Source organism: Actinoallomurus acaciae, assembly GCF_042429965.1.
Classification (GTDB): domain Bacteria; phylum Actinomycetota; class Actinomycetes; order Streptosporangiales; family Streptosporangiaceae; genus Actinoallomurus; species Actinoallomurus acaciae.
On sequence record NZ_JBHLZP010000128.1, the window covers coordinates 1 to 17,664 of the forward strand.

Sequence of the window (17,664 nt, forward strand, 5' to 3'; positions counted from 1 at the left end):
GAGCTGATCCGCGGCGCCGAGCGGCCGCTGATCGTGGCCGGCGGCGGCGTGATCTACTCCCGGGCCACGGACGAGCTGCGCGCCTTCGCCGAGGCGACCGGTGTCCCGGTGGGGGAGACCCAGGCCGGCAAGGGCTCACTGCCGTGGGACCACCCGCAGGCGGCCGGTGCGATCGGCGCCACCGGCACCACGGCCGCGAACGCCCTGGCCCGCGAGGCCGACGTGGTCATCGGCGTCGGCACCCGCTACAGCGACTTCACGACGGCCTCGCGCACCCTCTTCGGGCGGGCCCGGTTCGTCAACCTCAACGTGGCCGCGTTCGACGCGGCCAAGCACGCCGGCGCCTCGCTCGTCGCCGACGCGGCGGTCGGCCTGGCGGCGCTGCGCGGAGCGTTGGAGGGCTGGTCGGTGCCCGAGTCGTACCGGGAGGAGACCCGCGAGCGCGTCGCCCGCTGGAACGCCGTCGTGGACAAGGCGTTCAGAACGTCCGGGGACGACCTGCCCGCCCAGACCGAGGTGCTCGGCCTCGTGGGCGAGGCGGCGCGGGACCGCGACGTCGTGGTGTGCGCGGCCGGGTCGATGCCCGGTGACCTGCACCGGCTGTGGCGGCCTCGGGACCCGAAGGGGTACCACGTCGAGTACGGCTACTCGTGCATGGGCTATGAGATCGCCGGCGGCCTGGGCGTGAAGATGGCCCTCGACGAGGGCGGCGATCCGGGCCGCGAGGTGTTCGTCATGGTCGGCGACGGGTCCTACCTCATGATGTCCAGTGAGCTGGTCACCGCCGTGCAGGAGGGCGTCAAGCTCATCGTCGTCCTCGTGCAGAACCACGGCTTCGCCTCGATCGGCAACCTGTCGGAGTCGGTCGGCGCACAGCGGTTCGGCACCCGTTACCGCTACCGCACCGCCTCGGGCCTGAACGGCGAGGTGCTCCCCGTCGACCTCGCCGCCAACGCGGCGAGCCTCGGCGCGCAGGTCCTCACCGCGCGTACCGCCCCGGAGCTGCGCGACGCCCTCGCGCGGGCCCGTGCCGCGTCCGGCACGACGGTCGTGCACGTCGAGACCGACCCGCTGCGGCCCGCCCCGGACGGCGAGGCGTGGTGGGACGTCCCGGTCGCCGAGGTCTCGGGCCTGGACACCGTACGCGAGGCGCGCGCCCGCTACGAGAAGGACAAACAGGAACAGCGTCCTTATCTCTAGGCCCGCGACGTGGTCGCGAAGAGGCGGGTACGCCGACGCTTCCGAATACGGGCCCGCGGCGTCACGCCCTCCGGCCGACGGTCAGGAGGGCGACGAAGGTGACGGTGAGCCGGGGGTCGCCGAGCGATTCCAGCCGGTGCCTCACCCGGGCGAGGAACTCGGCGCGCCGGGCCTCGCCGAGCGCGTGGGTGCCGGACTGCGTCGCCAGGTTGGTGAGGTGGTCATCGGCGCTGTAGCGGACCTGGAAGGGGTAGCGCAGGCTCGCCGTCTCTTCGAAGAGCCCCCGGGCCTCGGGCGGGAGGTGCCACGGGCCGATCCGTTCGGGAGGCGGCGGCGGGTCGCCCTCGAACCCCACGGCCCGGTAGTCCTCCTGCACGTCCGTCCAGAAGGGGTCGGCGTCCGCGGGCCGTGCCCACCGGCATTCGGCCACGACCATGGCGCCGCCGGGCCGCAGCAGCTCATGGGGCTTGGAGTAACGAAGCGCCGGGTCGATCCAGTGCAGGGAGTTGACGGCCACCACCGCGTCGGCCGGGGCGCCCTTCGGCCGCCAGTCCTCGAAGGAGCGGGTCACCACCTCGGCGGCGGGGAATCCGGCGAGCCGCCGGCGGGCGACGGCGGCCAGTCCGGCGCCCGGCTCGACGGCGGTGACGGCCAGCCCGCGCCGGGCGAGCGGCACGGTCGCCTGCCCCGTACCGCAGCCGATCTCGACCACCCGGTCGCCCGGCCGGAGAGCGGCCCGGTCGATCAGGTCGTCGAACAGCCGGTCCGGGCAGACCGGCCGGGTGCGCTGGTAGTCCTCCGCCGCCCGGTCGAACCCGGCGCGCAGACGGTGGCGCGTCGCCTCATCCTCCACGGCCTCATCGCCTCCGTCCGAAATATTTCGTTAGATCCAATCAGTCCCTCGTAACCGAACAGAGACGGTCTGCGCCGGTCCGGGCCCCGGCCGAGCCGGTAGCCTCACCGCCACCAGCGGCCGGACCGCACCGTGGCTCCGGCCCTGTGAGGTGCGTGCCCCCGAGAGGAGACCGAGAGATCATGAAGCGGATGGTGATCGCCGCGGCCCTGGCCGGGCTGATGGCGCTGAGCGCGTGCAGCAGTTCGGGCGGGAAGAAGGCCGACGAACAGGCGACCAAGGCACTGAGCGGCAGCGGCGGTCCCCGGCTCAAGATCGCCATGGTCACGCACTCGGCTCAGGGCGACGCGTTCTGGGACATCGTGCAGAAGGGTGCGCAGTCGGCCTCCGCAAAGGACAACGTGCAGTTCCTGTACGCCGCGGACCCGGATGGCGGCAAGCAGGCGCAGCTCGTGCAGTCCTACATCGACCAGCACGTCGACGGTCTCGTCGTCACCCTGGCCAAGCCGGACGCGCTCAAGGACGTCGTCGCCAAGGCCGTCGCGGCCAAGATCCCGGTCGTGACGATCAACTCCGGCGCGGAGGAGTCCGCCAAGTTCGGTGCGCTCGCCCACTTCGGCCAGGACGAGAACATCGCCGGCCAGGCGGCCGGTGAGCAGCTCAACAAGGCCGGGATCAAGAAGGCGGTCTGCCTGATCCACGAGCAGGGCAACGTCGGCCTGGAGGACCGTTGCGCCGGCGCGAAGAAGACCTTCTCCGGCCAGATGCAGAACCTCTTCGTGCAGGGCGCGAACATGCCGCAGGTGAAGTCGGCGGTGACCGCCAAGCTCCAGGCGGACAAGGGCATCGACGGCATCCTGGCCCTGAACGCCCAGATCGCGCTGACCGCCGTCGACGCCGCCAAGGACAGCGGGAGCAAGGCCAAGGTCGCCACGTTCGACATGAACAAGGACCTGGTGTCGGCGATCAAGGACGGCCGCATCCAGTTCGCGGTCGACCAGCAGCCGTACCTGCAGGGCTATGAGGCCATCGACGAGCTGTGGCTGTACAAGCGCAACGGCGACATCCTCGGCGGCGGCCAGCCGGTGCTCACCGGGCCGGCGATCGTCGACAAGTCCAACGCGGACGCCGTGGCGCCGTATGCGGACCGAGGCACCCGATAAGGACGGGAGACCCATGACCATCGCACCGTCCGCGCCCGCCGTGGACGAGCGCCTCGCGGCCCGCTCGTCGTTCCGCAAGCTGCTGGGCCGGCCGGAGATCGGCTCCCTCATCGGCGCCATCGTCTTGTTCGTCTTCTTCTCCCTGGTCGCCGACGCCTTCCTGCGCGCGTCATCGTTCTCGACCGTGCTGTACTCCAGCGCGTCGATGGGCATCATGGCCGTGTCGGTGTCGCTGCTGATGATCGGCGGGGAGTTCGACCTGTCCGCGGGGGTGATGGTCACCTCCTCGGCGCTGATCGCGTCGATGTTCAGCTACGAGCTCACGCTGAACGTCTGGGTGGGCGTGGTGGTCTCCCTCGTGGTGACCCTCGCGCTCGGCTTCCTCAACGGCCTGCTGTACGTCAAGACCGGGCTGCCGAGCTTCATCGTGACGCTCGGCACCTTCTTCATGCTGGCCGGCCTCAACCTGGGCTTCACCAAACTGATCACGCACAACGTCGCGACGCCGTCGATCGAGGACATGGACGGGTTCTCCCAGGCCCGCGCCGTGTTCGCCCGAGATTTCACGATCGGCGGCGTCCAGGTGAACATCAGCGTGCTGTGGTGGATCGTGTTCGTGGCCGTCGCGACGTGGCTGCTGCTGCGCACCCGGTCGGGCAACTGGATCTTCGCGGTCGGCGGGTCGGCCGCCAGCGCCCGCGCGGTCGGCGTGCCGGTCACCCGTACGAAGATCGCCCTGTTCATGGGCGTGTCCTTCACGGCGTGGTTCTACGGGATGCACATCCTGTTCAACTTCAAGTCCGTGCAGTCCGGTGAGGGCGTCGGCAACGAGTTCTTCTACATCATCTGCGCGGTCGTCGGCGGCTGCCTGCTGACCGGCGGGTACGGCTCGGCGATCGGCGCGGCCATCGGGGCCTTCATCTGGGGCATGACGAGCAACGGCATCGTGTACGCCGAGTGGAACCCGGACTGGTTCAAGTTCTTCCTCGGTGCGATGCTGCTCGCCGCCACCGTGGTGAACCTCGTCGTACGGCGCCGGGCGGAGGCGGGGAAATGACCGCGTTGGTGCAGTTGGAGGGCGTCGGCAAGCGGTACGGCAACATCATCGCGCTGCGCGACATCGACCTGGAGGTGAGCGCGGGCGAGATCACCTGTGTGCTCGGCGACAACGGCGCGGGCAAGTCCACCCTCATCAAGATCGTCGCCGGCCTGCACCGGCACGACGAGGGCGTGTTCCGGGTCGAGGGGGAGAAGGTGACGTTCGGCTCGCCCCGCGAGGCGCTCGAACGCGGCATCGCGACGGTCTACCAGGATCTGGCCGTCGTGCCGCTCATGCCGGTGTGGCGCAACTTCTTCCTCGGCTCGGAGAAGCGCAGGGGCGCGGCCCCGTTCAAGCGGCTCGACATCCCGTTCATGCGGTCGACGGCCAAACGGGAGCTCCTCGACATGGGGATCGACCTGCGCGACGTCGACCAGCCGATCGGCACGCTGTCGGGCGGCGAGCGCCAGTGCGTCGCGATCTCCCGCGCGGTGTACTTCGGCGCGAAGGTGCTGATCCTGGACGAGCCGACCGCCGCGCTGGGCGTCAAGCAGGCGGGCGTCGTGCTGCGCTACATCGCCCAGGCGCGCGAACGCGGCCTCGGCGTCATCTTCATCTCCCACAACCCCCACCACGCGTACCCGGTGGGGGACCGGTTCCTGCTGCTCAAGCGCGGTCGCACCCTCGGGTACCACACCAAGGAGGACATCACCCTCGCCGAGCTGACCGCGGAGATGGCGGGCGGCGCGGAACTGGAGGAACTGGCGCACGAGCTGGAGAGCGCGGGCGTCGAGGGCGCTCCGGAACTGCGCGAGGACGCCCGCGACCTGGGCCTGTCCGACTGACTCACCCGCCCCGCCCCTGTCCGGCACGAACCGGACAGGGGCGGGGCGCCCGCACGTATACGCGAACAAGGCTGTCGATTTCGCCGGAGGTCGTTCGTGTAGAGAGTGACCGGGCCGCGGCAGGCCGGCCCGCCACAGGGAAAGGACCAGGTCGATGCGTTCGATCACGGCCACGATGTTCGTCACCCTCGATGGAGTGGTTCAGGGCCTCGGCCGCCCGGACGAGGACACCAGCGGCGGCTTCGCCCACGGGGGCTGGGGCCTGCGGTACAACGACGAGGTGATGGGCCGGGAACTGGCCAAGGGCATGGCCAGGCCCGGAGACATGCTGTTCGGCCGCGCGACCTGGCAGGACTTCATCACCGCGTGGGGGCGTGCGACCGACGGCAACCCGTTCACCACGCACATGAACGCGGCCACGAAGTACGTCGTGTCGAGGACTCTCGAGAACGCGGACGCCTGGCAGAACTCGATCCTGCTGCGCGGCGAGGCCGCCGACACGGTGGCCGAGCTGAAGGCCCGGCCGGGCGACGACCTGTCGATCAACGGCAGCGCGTCGCTGGTCCGAAGCCTGCACGCCGCCGGCCTGATCGACCGGTACACGCTGCTGATCCACCCACTGACCCTGGGCGAGGGCAAACGGCTGTTCGACGGCCCGGCCCCGCTGACCGAGTTCGAGCTGACCGGCAGCGTCACGACCCCCAAGGGCGTGATCATCGCCCACTACGCCCGCCGGTGAGGCGACCCCGACCGGCAGGCCCGGCGCGCGGGGACCCGCGCGTCAGGCCAGCACCAGCCTGGCGGCCGTGAAGAGGAGCTGTGCCTCGGCGTCGTCCCAGGTCCAGTCGCAGTCGCCGACGGGGGTGCGCCATGCCTGCGGGCCGAAGCAGAACCACAGCAGGCCGGCGCATCGATCGATCGTGATTCCCTCGCGGAGCGAGCCGAGGCCGTGCAGGTGCGCGGCCACCGCGCGCAGCGCGTCGCGATAGCGGCCGGTGAGCTGTTCCCACAGCTCACCGGCGTTCTCATGGACGGGCAGCGCGCTGCCCGCGCCGCCGCGATCGGCTCGCGGCGGGTCTCGGCCGCCGCGCGGTCACGGAGAGGCGAGTGGTACGGAAAACCGGAGCACCTCATGACGGCACCAGCGGTGCGGACCGAAGGTTCGCAGATGTACGACGAGCTGATCGCGGTCCACACGATCATGCGCCGGGGCGCGGAGCTCACGGCGGACGCCTTCGCCCGCCGGGCGGCCGGCGAGCCGGTCGGCACCAAGGCCCTGGTCGGCACCGCCCGCCGGCTGGTGGCCTTCGTTCACCACCATCACGCCAGCGAGGACGAGCAGTTCTGGCCGGTGCTGCGCGAGCGGTTCCCCGACGCCATCGCCGCGCTCGACGGGCTGACCGCCGAGCACCACGCGCTGGACGGAGAGCTTCAGGGCCTCACCGAGGTCGTCGACGCCCTCGCGTCGGGCTCCGCCGGCGACGCCGTGGCCCGCGGCACGACGGCCGCCGCGAAGGTGCGCGACCTCCTCCTGCACCACCTCGACGCGGAGGAGCCGGCCCTGGTCGACCTGATGCCCCAGGTCCCGGACGAGGAGATCACCCGGCTGCGCGAGGCCATCGTCGACGGCGCGCCCAAGTCCGGCCCCGACCTGGTACTCGGCCTCCTGGAGGACCCGGACCGCCCGGCCGGCTATGACCACCTGATGGGGAACTTCCCGCCGCCGGTCCGCTGGCTGTGCCCCCTCCTGCCGCGCTGCTACCGCGCCCGCCGGAAGGCCCTCGGGGACCGGTAGGGCCCGGCGACCGCCACCACGCGGCGCTTCTCGGCCGGTCGTCGGCCGGGGTCATCGTGGGGAGGATCTTGACGTGTCGCTCGTTTATGCGCAGTATCCCGCAGTAGTGCGCAAGAATGAGCAGTCCGACGGGGAGCCCGCCGGACCGCTCGCCGACCCGGCTCCCATTCGGCTCCACGACCACGCGAGGTGATCGCGCTGAGATCCCGCCGACTGTTCCCCCCTCTCGCCGCCCTCGTGCTCGTCGCGACCTCCCTCACCGCGGGTTCGGCCTCCGCCACACCCGCCGTGAAGTATCGCGACGACGCGAGCACCGTCACGCTGACCACGCCCGCCTACCAGGTGGTCGTGGCCAAGCGGAAGTTCCAGATCACGACCCGCCGCGCCGGCCGTACGGTGCTGGCCACCACGAACACCGACGCCCTCGACTTCACCGGTCCGAACGGCCGGGTCACCGCCACCGGCGTGCGCAGGTCGGCCTGGTCCCACGGCGTGCTGACCCTTCAGGTGGGCACGACCGACGCCGCGGCCACGCTGGCGGTGAGGATCACCCCGTCCGCCGACCGTTACGAACTGAAGAGCGCGGTCCAGGGGGCGACGCCGGACTCCACCGGCATGCACTTCGCCATGGGCTCCGCCGGGCACTGGTACGGCCACGGCGAGGCGAGCACCGACGCCGGCGGCCCGTACACCGACCAGCCCTGGCCGCTCGACTCGGGCAAGGTCGCCGACGACGCGTTCGGGCCCGCGTCGTACCAGATGGTGGACCCGTTCTGGTTCACCCAGTCGGCGGCCGGCATCTGGTTCGACACGCAGAACCTGATGAAGGTCTCCCTCGGCAAGGACACCCCCGGCGTCGCCGGCATGGAGGTGACCGGGACGCCGAGCCTCACCGCCACCGTCTTCGTGGAGAGGACCCCCAAGGCGGTCTACGACGACTACATCGGCATCACCGGCAAGCCGGCCAAGAGCGACGCCGAGCCGTACCAGTACGAGACCCCGCTGTGGAACTCCTGGGCGCAGTTCTACACGAACGTCGACCAGGCGAGCTTCCTGGACTACGTCCACCGCCTGCACGACGCCGGGGTGCCCGGCCACACGATGTCGCTCGACGACGGCTGGATGAGCCACTACGGCGACTTCACCTTCAACGGCAAGTTCCCCGACCCGAAGGCCATGTCGGACGAGGTGCACGACCTGGGCTACGAGTTCGGCCTCTGGGTGACCCTGTGGATCAATCTCGACGCCGACAACTACAAGGTCGCCGCCGACAAGGGATACCTGCTCAAGTCCAAGGACGACCCGTCCAAGCCCTGCACGGTCGAGTGGTGGAACGGCAAGGCCGGCATCGTCGACCTGGGCAACCCCGACGCCCGCGCCTGGTACACCGGCCAGCTCCAGGCGCTCCAGCAGAAGTACGGCGTGGACGGCTTCAAGTTCGACACCCGCTTCTACGACGAGACGTGCGCCCCCGCGTCCGGCTACACCGCGAACGACTACGTGAAGCTGGGCGCCCAGCTCACCGACGGGTTCGACCAGCAGGGCGTCGGCGTGCGAATCCACTGGACCGGGTCGCAGAAGTACGGCTTCGTGACCCGTGAGATCGACAAGGGCACCGACTGGAAGTCGCTCCAGGCGGCGATCCACCAGAGCCTGGCGATCTCCACCATCGGCTACCCGTTCGTGGAGACCGACATGGTCGGCGGCTCGGAGGGGCAGCCTCCGCCGTCGAAGGAGGTCCTCATCCGGTGGGCGCAGGCGGCCGCGGCGATGCCGCTCGTCTACTCCTCCACGTCGCCGGTCCGCGTCTATGACTACGTGAACAAGAAGTGGGTCGACTACGACGCCGATACGGCGAAGCTGTACGCGAAGGCCCTGGACGTGCACCAGCGCCTCGCGCCGTACATCCAGCGGCAGGTGCGGCGAACGCTGAGGACGGGTGACCCGATCATGCAGCCGCTGTTCTTCGACTTCCCGTCGGACCAGGCGTCGTACACGGTCGGCGACGAGTGGCTCCTGGGCGACTCGCTGCTGGCCGCGCCGCTCCTGTCGACGGGCACGAGCCGCGACGTTCACCTCCCGCCGGGCGCCTGGTACGACGTGGCCCGCGGCAGGGTCGTGCACGGCGACCTGAAGGCCTACCCGGCGGACCTGGGCACACTGCCCCTGTTCGTCCGGATGGGCACCGCCGACACCAAGTCCCTGATCGGCGCCCTGCGCGGCTGAGACCCTGTGACCGGCGACGGCCGGTCTTCACCCCTGCCCGCCGAGGTGGGTGGGGTGAAGACCGGCCGTGGTGATCAGCGTCGGGTCAGGGTGACCGCCACGGTGGCGCCGTGGCCGGGGCTGACGCGCACCGAGAACAGGTGGGTGGCGGGGTCGTAGGCGACCTTGCCGGCGCTGCCGCCCGACGCGGACGCCGACACCGGTGTCGGGGAGTACCCGTGCAGCGTGACCGGGCCGTCCCCGTGGGCGAACGCGACCGTGGCGTGGACCGCGCCGTTGTCCGACAGCGACCGGATCCGCTGGCTGCCCAGGGACACGAACTTGCCCGCGTCGCCGAGGAACGCGATGCCCGACCTGCCCACCGGGACCACCTGGAAGTAGGACCCGTCGCGGGTCACCTCGGCGGTGTAGGCGGAGGCGGCGTCGACCACCTTGCCGGTGCCGGCGAAGTAGTCGTACAGGTACGCCTTGCCGGTGACGCCGAGTTCGGCGGGCCGGAAGGAGGCGTCCTCGGTCGTCGGGATGGTGATCTTGCCGGCGCTGATGCCGAGGTTGTCCATGTTCGGGCCGTTGGAACCCGTCGTGGTCGCCCGTACGGTGTGCCGGCCGGCGGACAGGGTGACCACGACCGGCTGCGCCGACCACGTGTCCCAGTCGCCGGTCGTGTCGAACGGCTGCGTGGACGCGGTGCCGCCGTCCACCGAGACCGCGAGGGGCCGGGGCCCGAAACCGCCGTTGGCGTACCGGAACAGCAGCGTGTACGTGCCGTCGGACGGCACGTCGACGTTCCACTGCACGTAGTCGCCGGAGTCGTGCTGGTAGTCGGCGAAACCGCGGCCGGTGTAGCCGGAGTGGTCGGTACCGACGACGGGCCCGGACAACGTGGCGTCCTCCGCCTCATAGGTCGTGTCCGGCTTCGGCGTCGGGACGGAGCGGGCGTAGGCGAAGACGTAGCCGGCGGACAGCGAACCGTGCCGGCTGCCGGTCGTCGCGACCATGGCGCCGCCGGGCTGGGCGGCGTCGCGGACGTACGTCGCGTCGTCGGGGACGATCGGGGTGTCCGGCTTGACGATCGTGCCGTCCGCCTCGGCCACCTTGTTGAGGTTGTCGGCGCTCTCCTTGCCGACCGGGTCGCCGACGCCGACCGGACCCGCGGACAGGTTCTGCAGCAGCAGGTTCTGGGTCTCCGTGCTCATCGCCACGTCCGCCCAGGGCCAGACGCCGAGGGCACCGGCCAGGCGTGAGGCGTAAAGGAAGGAGTCCCACTTGGAGCGCTCGAACCGGTCGTTCGAGACCCGGCTGTTGGTCACGCTGTCATAGAGGGTGCTCTGCAGGAAGTCCTGGGGCAGCGGCATGCAGTACTGGATGTCGAGCCCGTTCGCCGCGGCGGCCTTGGCCATGTTGTCGAGGAAGGCGGCGCGGTCGGTGAGGTTGAAGTCGGGCTGCGCGTGCGAGCACAGCCAGTCCTGCTCGAAGGTGTCGACCCCGGACGCCTTGAGGTACTTCATCCGGTCGTTCCAGAATGCCGGGTCGGTGATCACGTTCCCGGACATCTGGTATTCCTGGTGGTACGGGCTGGACGGGTCGATCCATCGCGCGTGCGTGATCATGGGCACGCCGATGCTCTTCTGGAACGCCTTGAGCCCGTCGGGGAACAGCGTCTTGTCCGCCTCGTAGCGGTACTCGCCGTCGGGGTTGTCGTCCCAGACGGCGTTCGGGCCCTTGGGGTAGAACCAGCTGTCCAGCTGGAGGTTCCCCATCGGCAGGCCCTTGGCCTTCCAGTCGTCGCGGACCGCCTGCAACGTGCCCGCGTAGCCGAGGTTCTTGTCGTAGTCGTAGTAATAGGTGGCGCCGTTGTCGGTCCAGTAGCCGAGCTTGGCGAGCGTGTTCGTCGCGTCCTGCGACGGACGGTGCTTGCCGGACAGGCCGGTGAGGGCGTTGCCCCAGGTGCCGTACACGTTGTTGATCCCGTGCCCGAACGCGAGCACGGTGCGCTGGGTGAACCCGGCCGGCAGGCTGCCGACACCCGAGGAGATGCCGCTGGTCAGCGCGCCCGCGGCGTCGTACTTGGTGACGGCGGTGGTGAAGTTCGAGGCGGGGGAGAGCAGGTAGCCGCTGCCGGAGGCGTCGAACGCCAGGTACGGGCTGAAGCCCGCGTCCCCCTGGGCGTCGAACTGCCGGTTGGCGAAGCAGCCGGCGAAGGTCTCGGTGTGCGGCAGCGAGGGCCGGCCCGACAGCGCCGGGAACGGGTAGGCGTTGGCCGCCGCCTGCCGGTACGTCGTGCTGAAGAGCACCACCGGACTGCGGTCGTAGGCCCGGATGCCGCTGCTGCGCGCGACTCCGCCGGCCGAGTAGTCGAAGTCGGTCTCGTGGTAGGCGCCGACGCCGTCCCGGCCCGTCGCGTGCCTGACGTTGCCGACGGGGGCGCCGACCGAACCGGCGAAGTGGTAGCGCGGCCCGGCGGTGTCGATGGTGTAACCGCCGTCGGCGCCCACGGTCACCGTGGTGCCGGCCGTGGGCGCCGTGGCGCCGGCCGGCTGTGAGGCGAACGCCAGGCTCGCCGGAAGGGTGAGGGCGAGCGCGCAGGCGACTGCCGTACGCCGAAAAGATCTTCGTGCCGATCTGCTCATGGACCCTCCTCAGGGGTCGGGCTTCTCCGGTCCTCGGCTGCGCGCATGGTGGGGGATTTCCGCGAAGTTAAAACGCCATTTCTGTCATGTCAATGGACTGAGCAGTGCCAAATCTGGCCGTATTATGCGGAGAACGCGGCAGAATCGATGAGAGCAAGTGTGCGGTGAGGATGCCATGAGCCCAGCGAAGGCGCGGTCCAGGTCGCACCGTGCGTACAACCTCGACCGCGTGATCGCGGCGGTGCGTGAGCAGGGCCCGGTCACGCGCGCGGACCTGGAGCGCATCACCGAGCTGTCACGCGCGACGGTGGCCACGCTGGTCGCACGGCTCATCGACGACGGCGTCCTGCGCGAGCTGCCCGCGGCCGACGCGCCGCGCACGGGAACGGGTCCGGGCCGGCCGCCGGTTCGGCTGGCGCTGACCGAGTCGGCGGGCCTCGTCGTCGGCATGGCCTTCGGGCACGGCGACCTCCGGGTCGCCGCGGCGACGCTGTCCGGCGACGTCGTCGCCGAGCGCCACGTACGGCTCGCGGTGGACAACTCCGTGGCCGCGGCGCTCGACACCGCTGCGGGCGAATTCAGCGCTGTTCTACGCGAAATAGGCCACACGGACGACGACGTACGCAACGTCATCGTCGGCCTGCCCGCCCCGCTCGACCGGCACACCGGACGGGTGGTGGTCAACAACATCCTGCCCGGATGGGTCGACCTGGATCCGGCGGACGGCCTGGCAGAGCGCATCCACCGGCCGGTGTTCTCCGACAACGCCGTCAACCTCGGCGCCCTCGGCGAGGTGACGTACGGAGCGGGGGCCGGTGTCCGCGACCTGATCTTCGTCAAGGTCTCCACCGGCGTCGGCGCCGGACTGATCTTCGACGGGCGCCTGTACCGGGGCACCAGCGGCTACGCCGGCGAACTGGGCCATGTACAGGTCGAGGCGAACGGGCTGCTGTGCCGATGCGGAAGCCGCGGATGCCTGGAGACGCTGGTCTCGACCCCGCGCATCATCGCCGCCCTGCAACCGATGCACGCGCATCCGCTCACGATCGCCGACGTGGTCCGGCTGCTCGACGCGGGAGACTCCGGAGCCGTCCGTGTCGTCGGCGACGCCGGACGTACGATCGGCCGGTCGCTGGCCGACATGTGCAACGTGCTCAACCCCGAGGTGGTCATCGTCGGCGGTGAGCTCAGCCGGCCGGACGGCGCCCTCACCGACGGCATCCGCGAGGTCATCGCGCGCTACGCCCAGCCGGGGGTGGCCCGCGCGATGACCGTGACCACGGGGACCCTGGAGAACCGGGCCGAACTCCTGGGCGCGATCGCCCTCGCCGTCCAGCGTGCCGGCAGCCCGGCCGCGCCCGCCCGGCGATGATCTGCCGCCGACGACCGGCCGCGACGCCGAAGCCGGTTCGGCTGGGACCGGGCGGCCCGTCGCGTTGCTCCAGCTCAACGGTTGATGGACCAAGGTCGGCCGGGGTCACAGGTCAGCGGGCGCGCAGTGCCTTGACGACGGCGACGGCTTCGTCGAGCAGGTCGATCGGGCAACCCCAATGGTCATAGATTCCGCCGCGGGCGCGGTTGCTCCCGCAGATGACGAACACCCCGGTCCCCAGCCTCACCTTGAGCCGGCCGGCCAACCAGCCGACGAACCCGCTGTTGTCGATCTCGGCGGGAAAGTGAAAGGAGAAGACCCCGAAACGTTCGACGTGTTCATGCTCCGGGGTCAGCGGGACCAGACGGCTCCAGCTCTGGTCGTCGCGGACCACGGCCAACGTGTCGCCGGTGAGCGCCGGCGGCTGGTCGATGGGAGACTCTTCGAAGCACCAGACGCCGTCGTGTACGAGGACGTCGGCCTGGGCGATCACCTGGCGCAGACGCTCTTCGGTCTGTTCCGGCGTCTCCACGCTGACACTGACCATCGGTGATGTCTCCTCTGTGGTCCGTTCCGGGCCGTACGGTTGATCACCGCATCGCACGCATGGCGCAGCACGGCGCCGATCGGGACAACCCCGTCGCTCAATCGCTGATTCCTGGAAGTTCGACGTCATCGCTGTTGACGTTCGTAGCAGGCGCGGACGCGGGCAGCAGTGCCTCCTCGGTGAAGGACTGGTCCGGAGCCGGTTCCGGCCCAGGCCCAACGTGCCTGCGCTCTCCCAACGGCTACCGCACACTGATCGACGAGGCACCTACCGCCCACGTCATCGGCGCGACCCTGACGCCCGAGCCGGGCGCGGCGGGCCCAGGACCCGGTCAGCCTACGGGGCGCCGCTCAGGTGCACGGAGCGCTGTACGCGGCCCTCGGCTTCGCGACCGCCGACGACTCGGGAGAGGCCTGAGGCCGAGGCATGGACGATGCCCGCGACTCCGGGCGAGAGCCAAGGCCGACCGTGCTCGCCTTACCGGTCGTCGCTGCTCGTCGTGACCTGACCGACCTGGGGAAGTCGATTGTCGGTGACCGAGGTCGGTGCCAGCCGCGTGACGGCATCGGGCATGGCGCCGACGGTGAACACGCGGGTGAACGAGCCGACGGTGACACCGGCGAAGGACGCTTCGGACGGCACCTGATCCGGAAGCGGGATGATGTGAGAGCCCGCGTCGAGTCGGCCGTCGAAGACGCGCGTCGATGCGCTTTTGGGCTCCGGGGGTACGAAGGACGTGTGCCACCATGCCTCGGCGATGACGGGTGCGGGATCGTTGAGCGTGAGTCGTATCGCGCGCTGTGCGGCGTCGTAGCCGACTTCGCCGCTGTCGGGGGCTTCGGCCGAGGTGGCGGCCTGCACCTGGGCGGCGATGAGGCCGGCGATCCCGGCGAGCCCCTGGACAAAGGTCACGCGCGGGTTGCGTTCGGAGATGTCCGCGCGCAGTTGTTGCTTTGTATCGGCGGGGACCATACCGCCGAAGACCAGAACGTCGAGATCGGTGACGTCGTAGTCATCGAGGACCTCGTCGAACTGGTTCGTCGCGTCCGCGGAGTAGCCCTTGGCTCGCAGGATGCCGACGGTGGCGACGAGCACACTGGGGCTGCGGCCGACGACGAGAACGCGTTCGGGTCCATTCTTCGGTGACGTGTTCACGGTCAGATCTCCTTGGTGGTGGGTGCGAGGCATCAATGTTGGTCGAACCAACATAGCGAGTGTTGGCACGACCCACAATTGGTACGCTTGACGCGTGCCCACCCCTCACCACGACACCGGCCGCGCTCCGACCCGGCTCGAAGGACGCGCGACCTGGCTGGTCAGCCGGGCGTACACACGGTCCTCAGGGCTGCTCAGCGCGGGTTTCGAGGCCCATGGCAGCGGCCTGCGCAGCTACCATTACCGACTCCTCGCCGCGCTGGAGGAGTGGGGGCCCGCGAGTCAGGCCGAGCTCGGTCGGAAGACCGGGATCGATCGCAGCGATGTGACCGCCGCCCTGATCGAACTCGAGTCGCGCGAGCTGGTCGAGCGCACAGTCGATCCTGAGCACAAACGCCGAAACATCGTCACGATCACGGCGGAAGGCGTCGCACGGCTTCTCGAACTCGACAAAGTCATCGACGGCATTCAGGACGAGTTCCTCGCGCCTCTGACGGCCGCGCAGCGGCGTCAGTTCATCGCCCTGGTGTCGCGACTTGTCGGAACACGGCGCTGATCTGATTGGGCGTGGGCGTGGGCGTGGTCATCGGGCGTCGGTCCGATAGCGGTCGAGGCTCGCGGGTGCTCGTGCCGTTGTCGGCGCTCGCCTTGCCGAACCGTACGCCGGAGGCCGCGAGGATGGCCCCGGCATCGCTCTTGGTGCCGTACAGCCAGAACCTTCCCTGGTCGAAGCCGCCCTGGAGGATGTCCCACCGGTAGCGGCCGCCCTCGCGGTGAAGCTCTGCTCCAGAGCCGTGAGCGCCGTGTTCTGGTCGACCACGTCTGCGCGATCGCGGTGAGGGCGATCGCGGTCGGCTTGGCACGGTCGTCGGTGTTGCAGGCGACGTCGACCCCGACGATGAGATCGGGCCTGAGGGCCGCGATCTTCTCGAGGTTGAGCCGGCGGGTAAAAGTTGATGCTTCCGCCGCCCGGCCGCGACCGTCCGGACCTGCCGACGGCCGGGCCCGATGGCATGCCCGCCTACGCCGAGGGCGCGGTGCCGCCGACCCTGCGCGCCTGCACCGTCCGCCGTTTCGATCCGGCCGTACGTGAGATGGACGTCGACGTGGCGGCCGAGGCCGAGGTGGTACATACCCTGCGCCGTCACCTGGTGGACGAGCGCGGTCCGGCGCTCAGGGCGGCCGCGTACTGGAAGGCGGGACGGACCGGCGACGAGCGCGACCGGGAGGTCATGGCCGCCTTCCAGGCAGCGGTCGCCGCGGGCGCGGACCCGGCCGTCACCCTCGAGGCCGACCTGGCGTAACCGCCTCGCCCGCGGGCGCGGATCCGGCGGTCGACGCGGTCCCCTCGGCCAGCGCCCTGCGATCCACCTTGCCGATGGCCGTCAGGGGAAGGGCCGGGACGAAGCACAGCCGATCCGGAACCTTGAACGCGGCCAGGCCCCGTCCCCGCAGGAAGTCCGCGAGTTCGCGCAGGCCGGGCCGCTCCACGCCGGGCACGCCGACGACGTACGCGCGGGTCCGCTCGCCCAGGGTCGAGTCCGGTTCCCCGACGACGGCCGCCTCCCGTACCGCCGGGTGAGCGGCCAGATGCTCCTCGACCTCCTCGACCGGCACCTTGTCCCCGGCCCGGTTGACGACGTCCGTCGCCCGGCCCTCCACCACGAGGTGGCCGCTGGGGAGCGCGCGGACGAGGTCGCCCGTGCGGTACCAGCCGTCGACGAACGAGCGGGCGTTGTGTTCGGGCGCCCGATAGTACCCACGCAGGGTGTACGGCCCGCGCGTGAGGAGTTGCCCGACGGCGCCGGGCGGCACCTCGCGGCCGTCCTCGTCCACGATCCGGATCTCATCGCCCGGGGACATCGGCCGCCCCTGCGTGGTGAACACGAGGTCGTCCGGGTCGTCGAGCCGGGTGAGGTTCACCAGCCCCTCCGCCATTCCGAACACCTGCTGGAGCGCGCATCCGAACACCGGGCGCACGCGGGCGGCGGTGGGCGGGTCGAGCCGCGCACCGCCGACCTGGAGCAGCCGCAGGCTGGACAGGTCCTCCGGCAGCCAGGTCACGGCATCCATCCACAGCCGCGCGAGCGAGGGCACGAGGGCCGTGGCGGTGACGCCCTCCTCGGCGATGAGCGGGAGCGCCTCGGCGGGGCTGGGGTCGGAGGCGAGGACGACGGTGCCGCCGACGGCGAGCGTGCCGAGCACGCCCGGGCAGGCGAGCGCGAAGTTGTGGGCGGCGGGCAGCGCGGCGAGGTAGACCGCGCCGGGACCGAAGCCGCACACCCTGGCGGCGGCGCGGGCGTTGTAGGCGTAGTCGTCGTGGGTGCGGGGGATGAGCTTGGGCCGCCCGGTCGTACCGCCGGAGAGCAGGAACAGGGCGACGTCGTCGGCGGGCACGTACGGCAGCGGCCCGTCGCCCGTGCCCGCCGCCTCGACGTCGGCCAGGGCGGTGAACTCCTCCGCCTCACCGGCGATGAGCACGTGCCGCAGCCGCACGCAGGGGCGCGCGGCGACCGTACGCGCCAGCTCCCGGTGGTCGAAGCCGAGGTGCCGGTCGGGAGCGGCGTACGCGACGACCTCGGCGAACGCGCACAGATAGGCGATCTCGGTCTCCCGGTGGGCGGGCAGCGCGTACACCGGCAGTGCCCCGATCCGCAGCAGCGCGTACGTGGTCACCACGAACTCCACGATGTTGGGCAGGTGCACGACCACCCGCTCACCGCGCGCCACCCCGAGCCGCAGCAGGCCGCGGGCGAGCCGGTCGGCGCGCGCGTCGAGAGCGGCGTACGTCAGCCGCACCGAGCCGCCGACCAGGGCGGTGTGCGGACCTTGGGCGGCG

The 17,664-nt window shown here is 70.7% G+C and carries 16 protein-coding genes; 10 read left to right on the forward strand and 6 right to left on the reverse strand.

Translation table 11 applies throughout. From position 1 onward, the window contains the following. Positions 1-1,200 (forward strand): thiamine pyrophosphate-dependent enzyme (locus ACFFNX_RS18765; RefSeq protein ID WP_378203441.1); only part of this gene is annotated, 1,200 nt, incomplete at its 5' end. A gap of 61 nt (positions 1,201-1,261) precedes the next feature. Here the strand turns inward: ACFFNX_RS18765 and ACFFNX_RS18770 are convergent. Further along, a complete protein-coding gene (locus tag ACFFNX_RS18770; protein WP_378203444.1) occupies positions 1,262-2,053 on the reverse strand; it encodes a class I SAM-dependent methyltransferase in 792 nt (263 codons plus the stop codon). A 182-nt stretch (positions 2,054-2,235) separates the two neighbouring features. On the opposite strand from ACFFNX_RS18770, the gene ACFFNX_RS18775 reads away from it, so the two are divergent. The 4 genes from ACFFNX_RS18775 (at position 2,236) to ACFFNX_RS18790 (ending at position 5,839) form a co-directional block, all read left to right on the forward strand. Continuing rightward, positions 2,236-3,216: a sugar ABC transporter substrate-binding protein gene (locus ACFFNX_RS18775; protein ID WP_378203447.1), complete on the forward strand. Its 981-nt coding sequence runs from the start codon at positions 2,236-2,238 to the stop codon at positions 3,214-3,216. Positions 3,217-3,229: 13 nt separating this feature from the next. Further along, positions 3,230-4,273: an ABC transporter permease gene (locus ACFFNX_RS18780; RefSeq protein WP_378203450.1), complete on the forward strand. Its 1,044-nt coding sequence runs from the start codon at positions 3,230-3,232 to the stop codon at positions 4,271-4,273. After that, positions 4,270-5,100 (forward strand): ATP-binding cassette domain-containing protein, encoded by an 831-nt coding sequence (locus tag ACFFNX_RS18785; protein ID WP_378203453.1) that lies wholly within the window; start codon positions 4,270-4,272, stop codon positions 5,098-5,100. Before ACFFNX_RS18780 ends, ACFFNX_RS18785 begins: the two co-directional genes overlap by 4 nt. 154 nt (positions 5,101-5,254) lie before the next feature. Further along, positions 5,255-5,839, forward strand: coding sequence for a dihydrofolate reductase family protein (locus tag ACFFNX_RS18790; protein ID WP_378203456.1), 585 nt, complete (start codon positions 5,255-5,257; stop codon positions 5,837-5,839). A gap of 42 nt (positions 5,840-5,881) precedes the next feature. Here ACFFNX_RS18790 and ACFFNX_RS18795 read toward each other — a convergent pair whose 3' ends face one another. Continuing rightward, entirely contained in the window at positions 5,882-6,067 is a 186-nt protein-coding gene (locus tag ACFFNX_RS18795) for a hypothetical protein (protein ID WP_378203459.1), read from the reverse strand. Here ACFFNX_RS18795 and ACFFNX_RS18800 point away from each other — a divergent pair. After that, positions 6,056-6,895 carry a hemerythrin domain-containing protein gene (locus ACFFNX_RS18800; RefSeq protein WP_378203462.1) on the forward strand — a complete coding sequence of 280 codons (840 nt, stop codon included), beginning with the start codon at positions 6,056-6,058 and terminating at the stop codon, positions 6,893-6,895. The two genes, ACFFNX_RS18795 and ACFFNX_RS18800, sit on opposite strands and share 12 nt — an antisense overlap. Before the next feature lie 189 nt (positions 6,896-7,084). After that, positions 7,085-9,121 (forward strand): glycoside hydrolase family 31 protein, encoded by a 2,037-nt coding sequence (locus ACFFNX_RS18805; RefSeq protein WP_378203465.1) that lies wholly within the window; start codon positions 7,085-7,087, stop codon positions 9,119-9,121. A gap of 74 nt (positions 9,122-9,195) precedes the next feature. Here ACFFNX_RS18805 and ACFFNX_RS18810 read toward each other — a convergent pair whose 3' ends face one another. Then, a complete protein-coding gene (locus tag ACFFNX_RS18810; protein ID WP_378203468.1) occupies positions 9,196-11,751 on the reverse strand; it encodes a carbohydrate-binding protein in 2,556 nt (851 codons plus the stop codon). A gap of 175 nt (positions 11,752-11,926) precedes the next feature. Between ACFFNX_RS18810 and ACFFNX_RS18815 the strand changes: the two genes are divergently transcribed. Further along, a complete protein-coding gene (locus ACFFNX_RS18815; RefSeq protein ID WP_378203471.1) occupies positions 11,927-13,123 on the forward strand; it encodes an ROK family transcriptional regulator in 1,197 nt (398 codons plus the stop codon). A gap of 112 nt (positions 13,124-13,235) precedes the next feature. Here the strand turns inward: ACFFNX_RS18815 and ACFFNX_RS18820 are convergent, their stop codons facing one another. Both ACFFNX_RS18820 and ACFFNX_RS18825 read right to left on the reverse strand, forming a co-directional pair. Further along, positions 13,236-13,670, reverse strand: coding sequence for a DUF6196 family protein (locus ACFFNX_RS18820; RefSeq protein WP_378203474.1), 435 nt, complete (start codon positions 13,668-13,670; stop codon positions 13,236-13,238). A 477-nt stretch (positions 13,671-14,147) separates the two neighbouring features. Further along, positions 14,148-14,765 (reverse strand): hypothetical protein, encoded by a 618-nt coding sequence (locus tag ACFFNX_RS18825; RefSeq protein WP_378203477.1) that lies wholly within the window; start codon positions 14,763-14,765, stop codon positions 14,148-14,150. Positions 14,766-14,919: 154 nt separating this feature from the next. Here ACFFNX_RS18825 and ACFFNX_RS18830 point away from each other — a divergent pair, with 154 nt between their 5' ends. Both ACFFNX_RS18830 and ACFFNX_RS18835 read left to right on the forward strand, forming a co-directional pair. After that, positions 14,920-15,381: a MarR family winged helix-turn-helix transcriptional regulator gene (locus tag ACFFNX_RS18830; protein WP_378203479.1), complete on the forward strand. Its 462-nt coding sequence runs from the start codon at positions 14,920-14,922 to the stop codon at positions 15,379-15,381. A 400-nt stretch (positions 15,382-15,781) separates the two neighbouring features. After that, on the forward strand, positions 15,782-16,129 hold the full coding sequence (locus ACFFNX_RS18835) for a siderophore-interacting protein (RefSeq protein WP_378203482.1): 348 nt from the start codon (positions 15,782-15,784) through the stop codon (positions 16,127-16,129). Here ACFFNX_RS18835 and ACFFNX_RS18840 read toward each other — a convergent pair. Next, a partial coding sequence (locus ACFFNX_RS18840; RefSeq protein WP_378203485.1) for a (2,3-dihydroxybenzoyl)adenylate synthase occupies positions 16,104-17,664 on the reverse strand: 1,561 nt, incomplete at its 5' end. The two genes, ACFFNX_RS18835 and ACFFNX_RS18840, sit on opposite strands and share 26 nt — an antisense overlap.

Bases quoted from the DNA above. Each gene is read 5' to 3' on its own strand.
- ACFFNX_RS18775 (WP_378203447.1), top strand. From the start codon at position 2,236: ATGAAGCGGATGGTGATCGCCGCGGCCCTGGCCGGGCTGATGGCGCTG.
- ACFFNX_RS18785 (WP_378203453.1), top strand. From the start codon at position 4,270: ATGACCGCGTTGGTGCAGTTGGAGGGCGTCGGCAAGCGGTACGGCAAC.
- ACFFNX_RS18780 (WP_378203450.1), top strand. From the start codon at position 3,230: ATGACCATCGCACCGTCCGCGCCCGCCGTGGACGAGCGCCTCGCGGCC.
- ACFFNX_RS18810 (WP_378203468.1), bottom strand. From the start codon at position 11,751: ATGAGCAGATCGGCACGAAGATCTTTTCGGCGTACGGCAGTCGCCTGC.
- ACFFNX_RS18820 (WP_378203474.1), bottom strand. From the start codon at position 13,670: ATGGTCAGTGTCAGCGTGGAGACGCCGGAACAGACCGAAGAGCGTCTG.
- ACFFNX_RS18815 (WP_378203471.1), top strand. From the start codon at position 11,927: ATGAGCCCAGCGAAGGCGCGGTCCAGGTCGCACCGTGCGTACAACCTC.
- ACFFNX_RS18835 (WP_378203482.1), top strand. From the start codon at position 15,782: ATGCTTCCGCCGCCCGGCCGCGACCGTCCGGACCTGCCGACGGCCGGG.
- ACFFNX_RS18790 (WP_378203456.1), top strand. From the start codon at position 5,255: ATGCGTTCGATCACGGCCACGATGTTCGTCACCCTCGATGGAGTGGTT.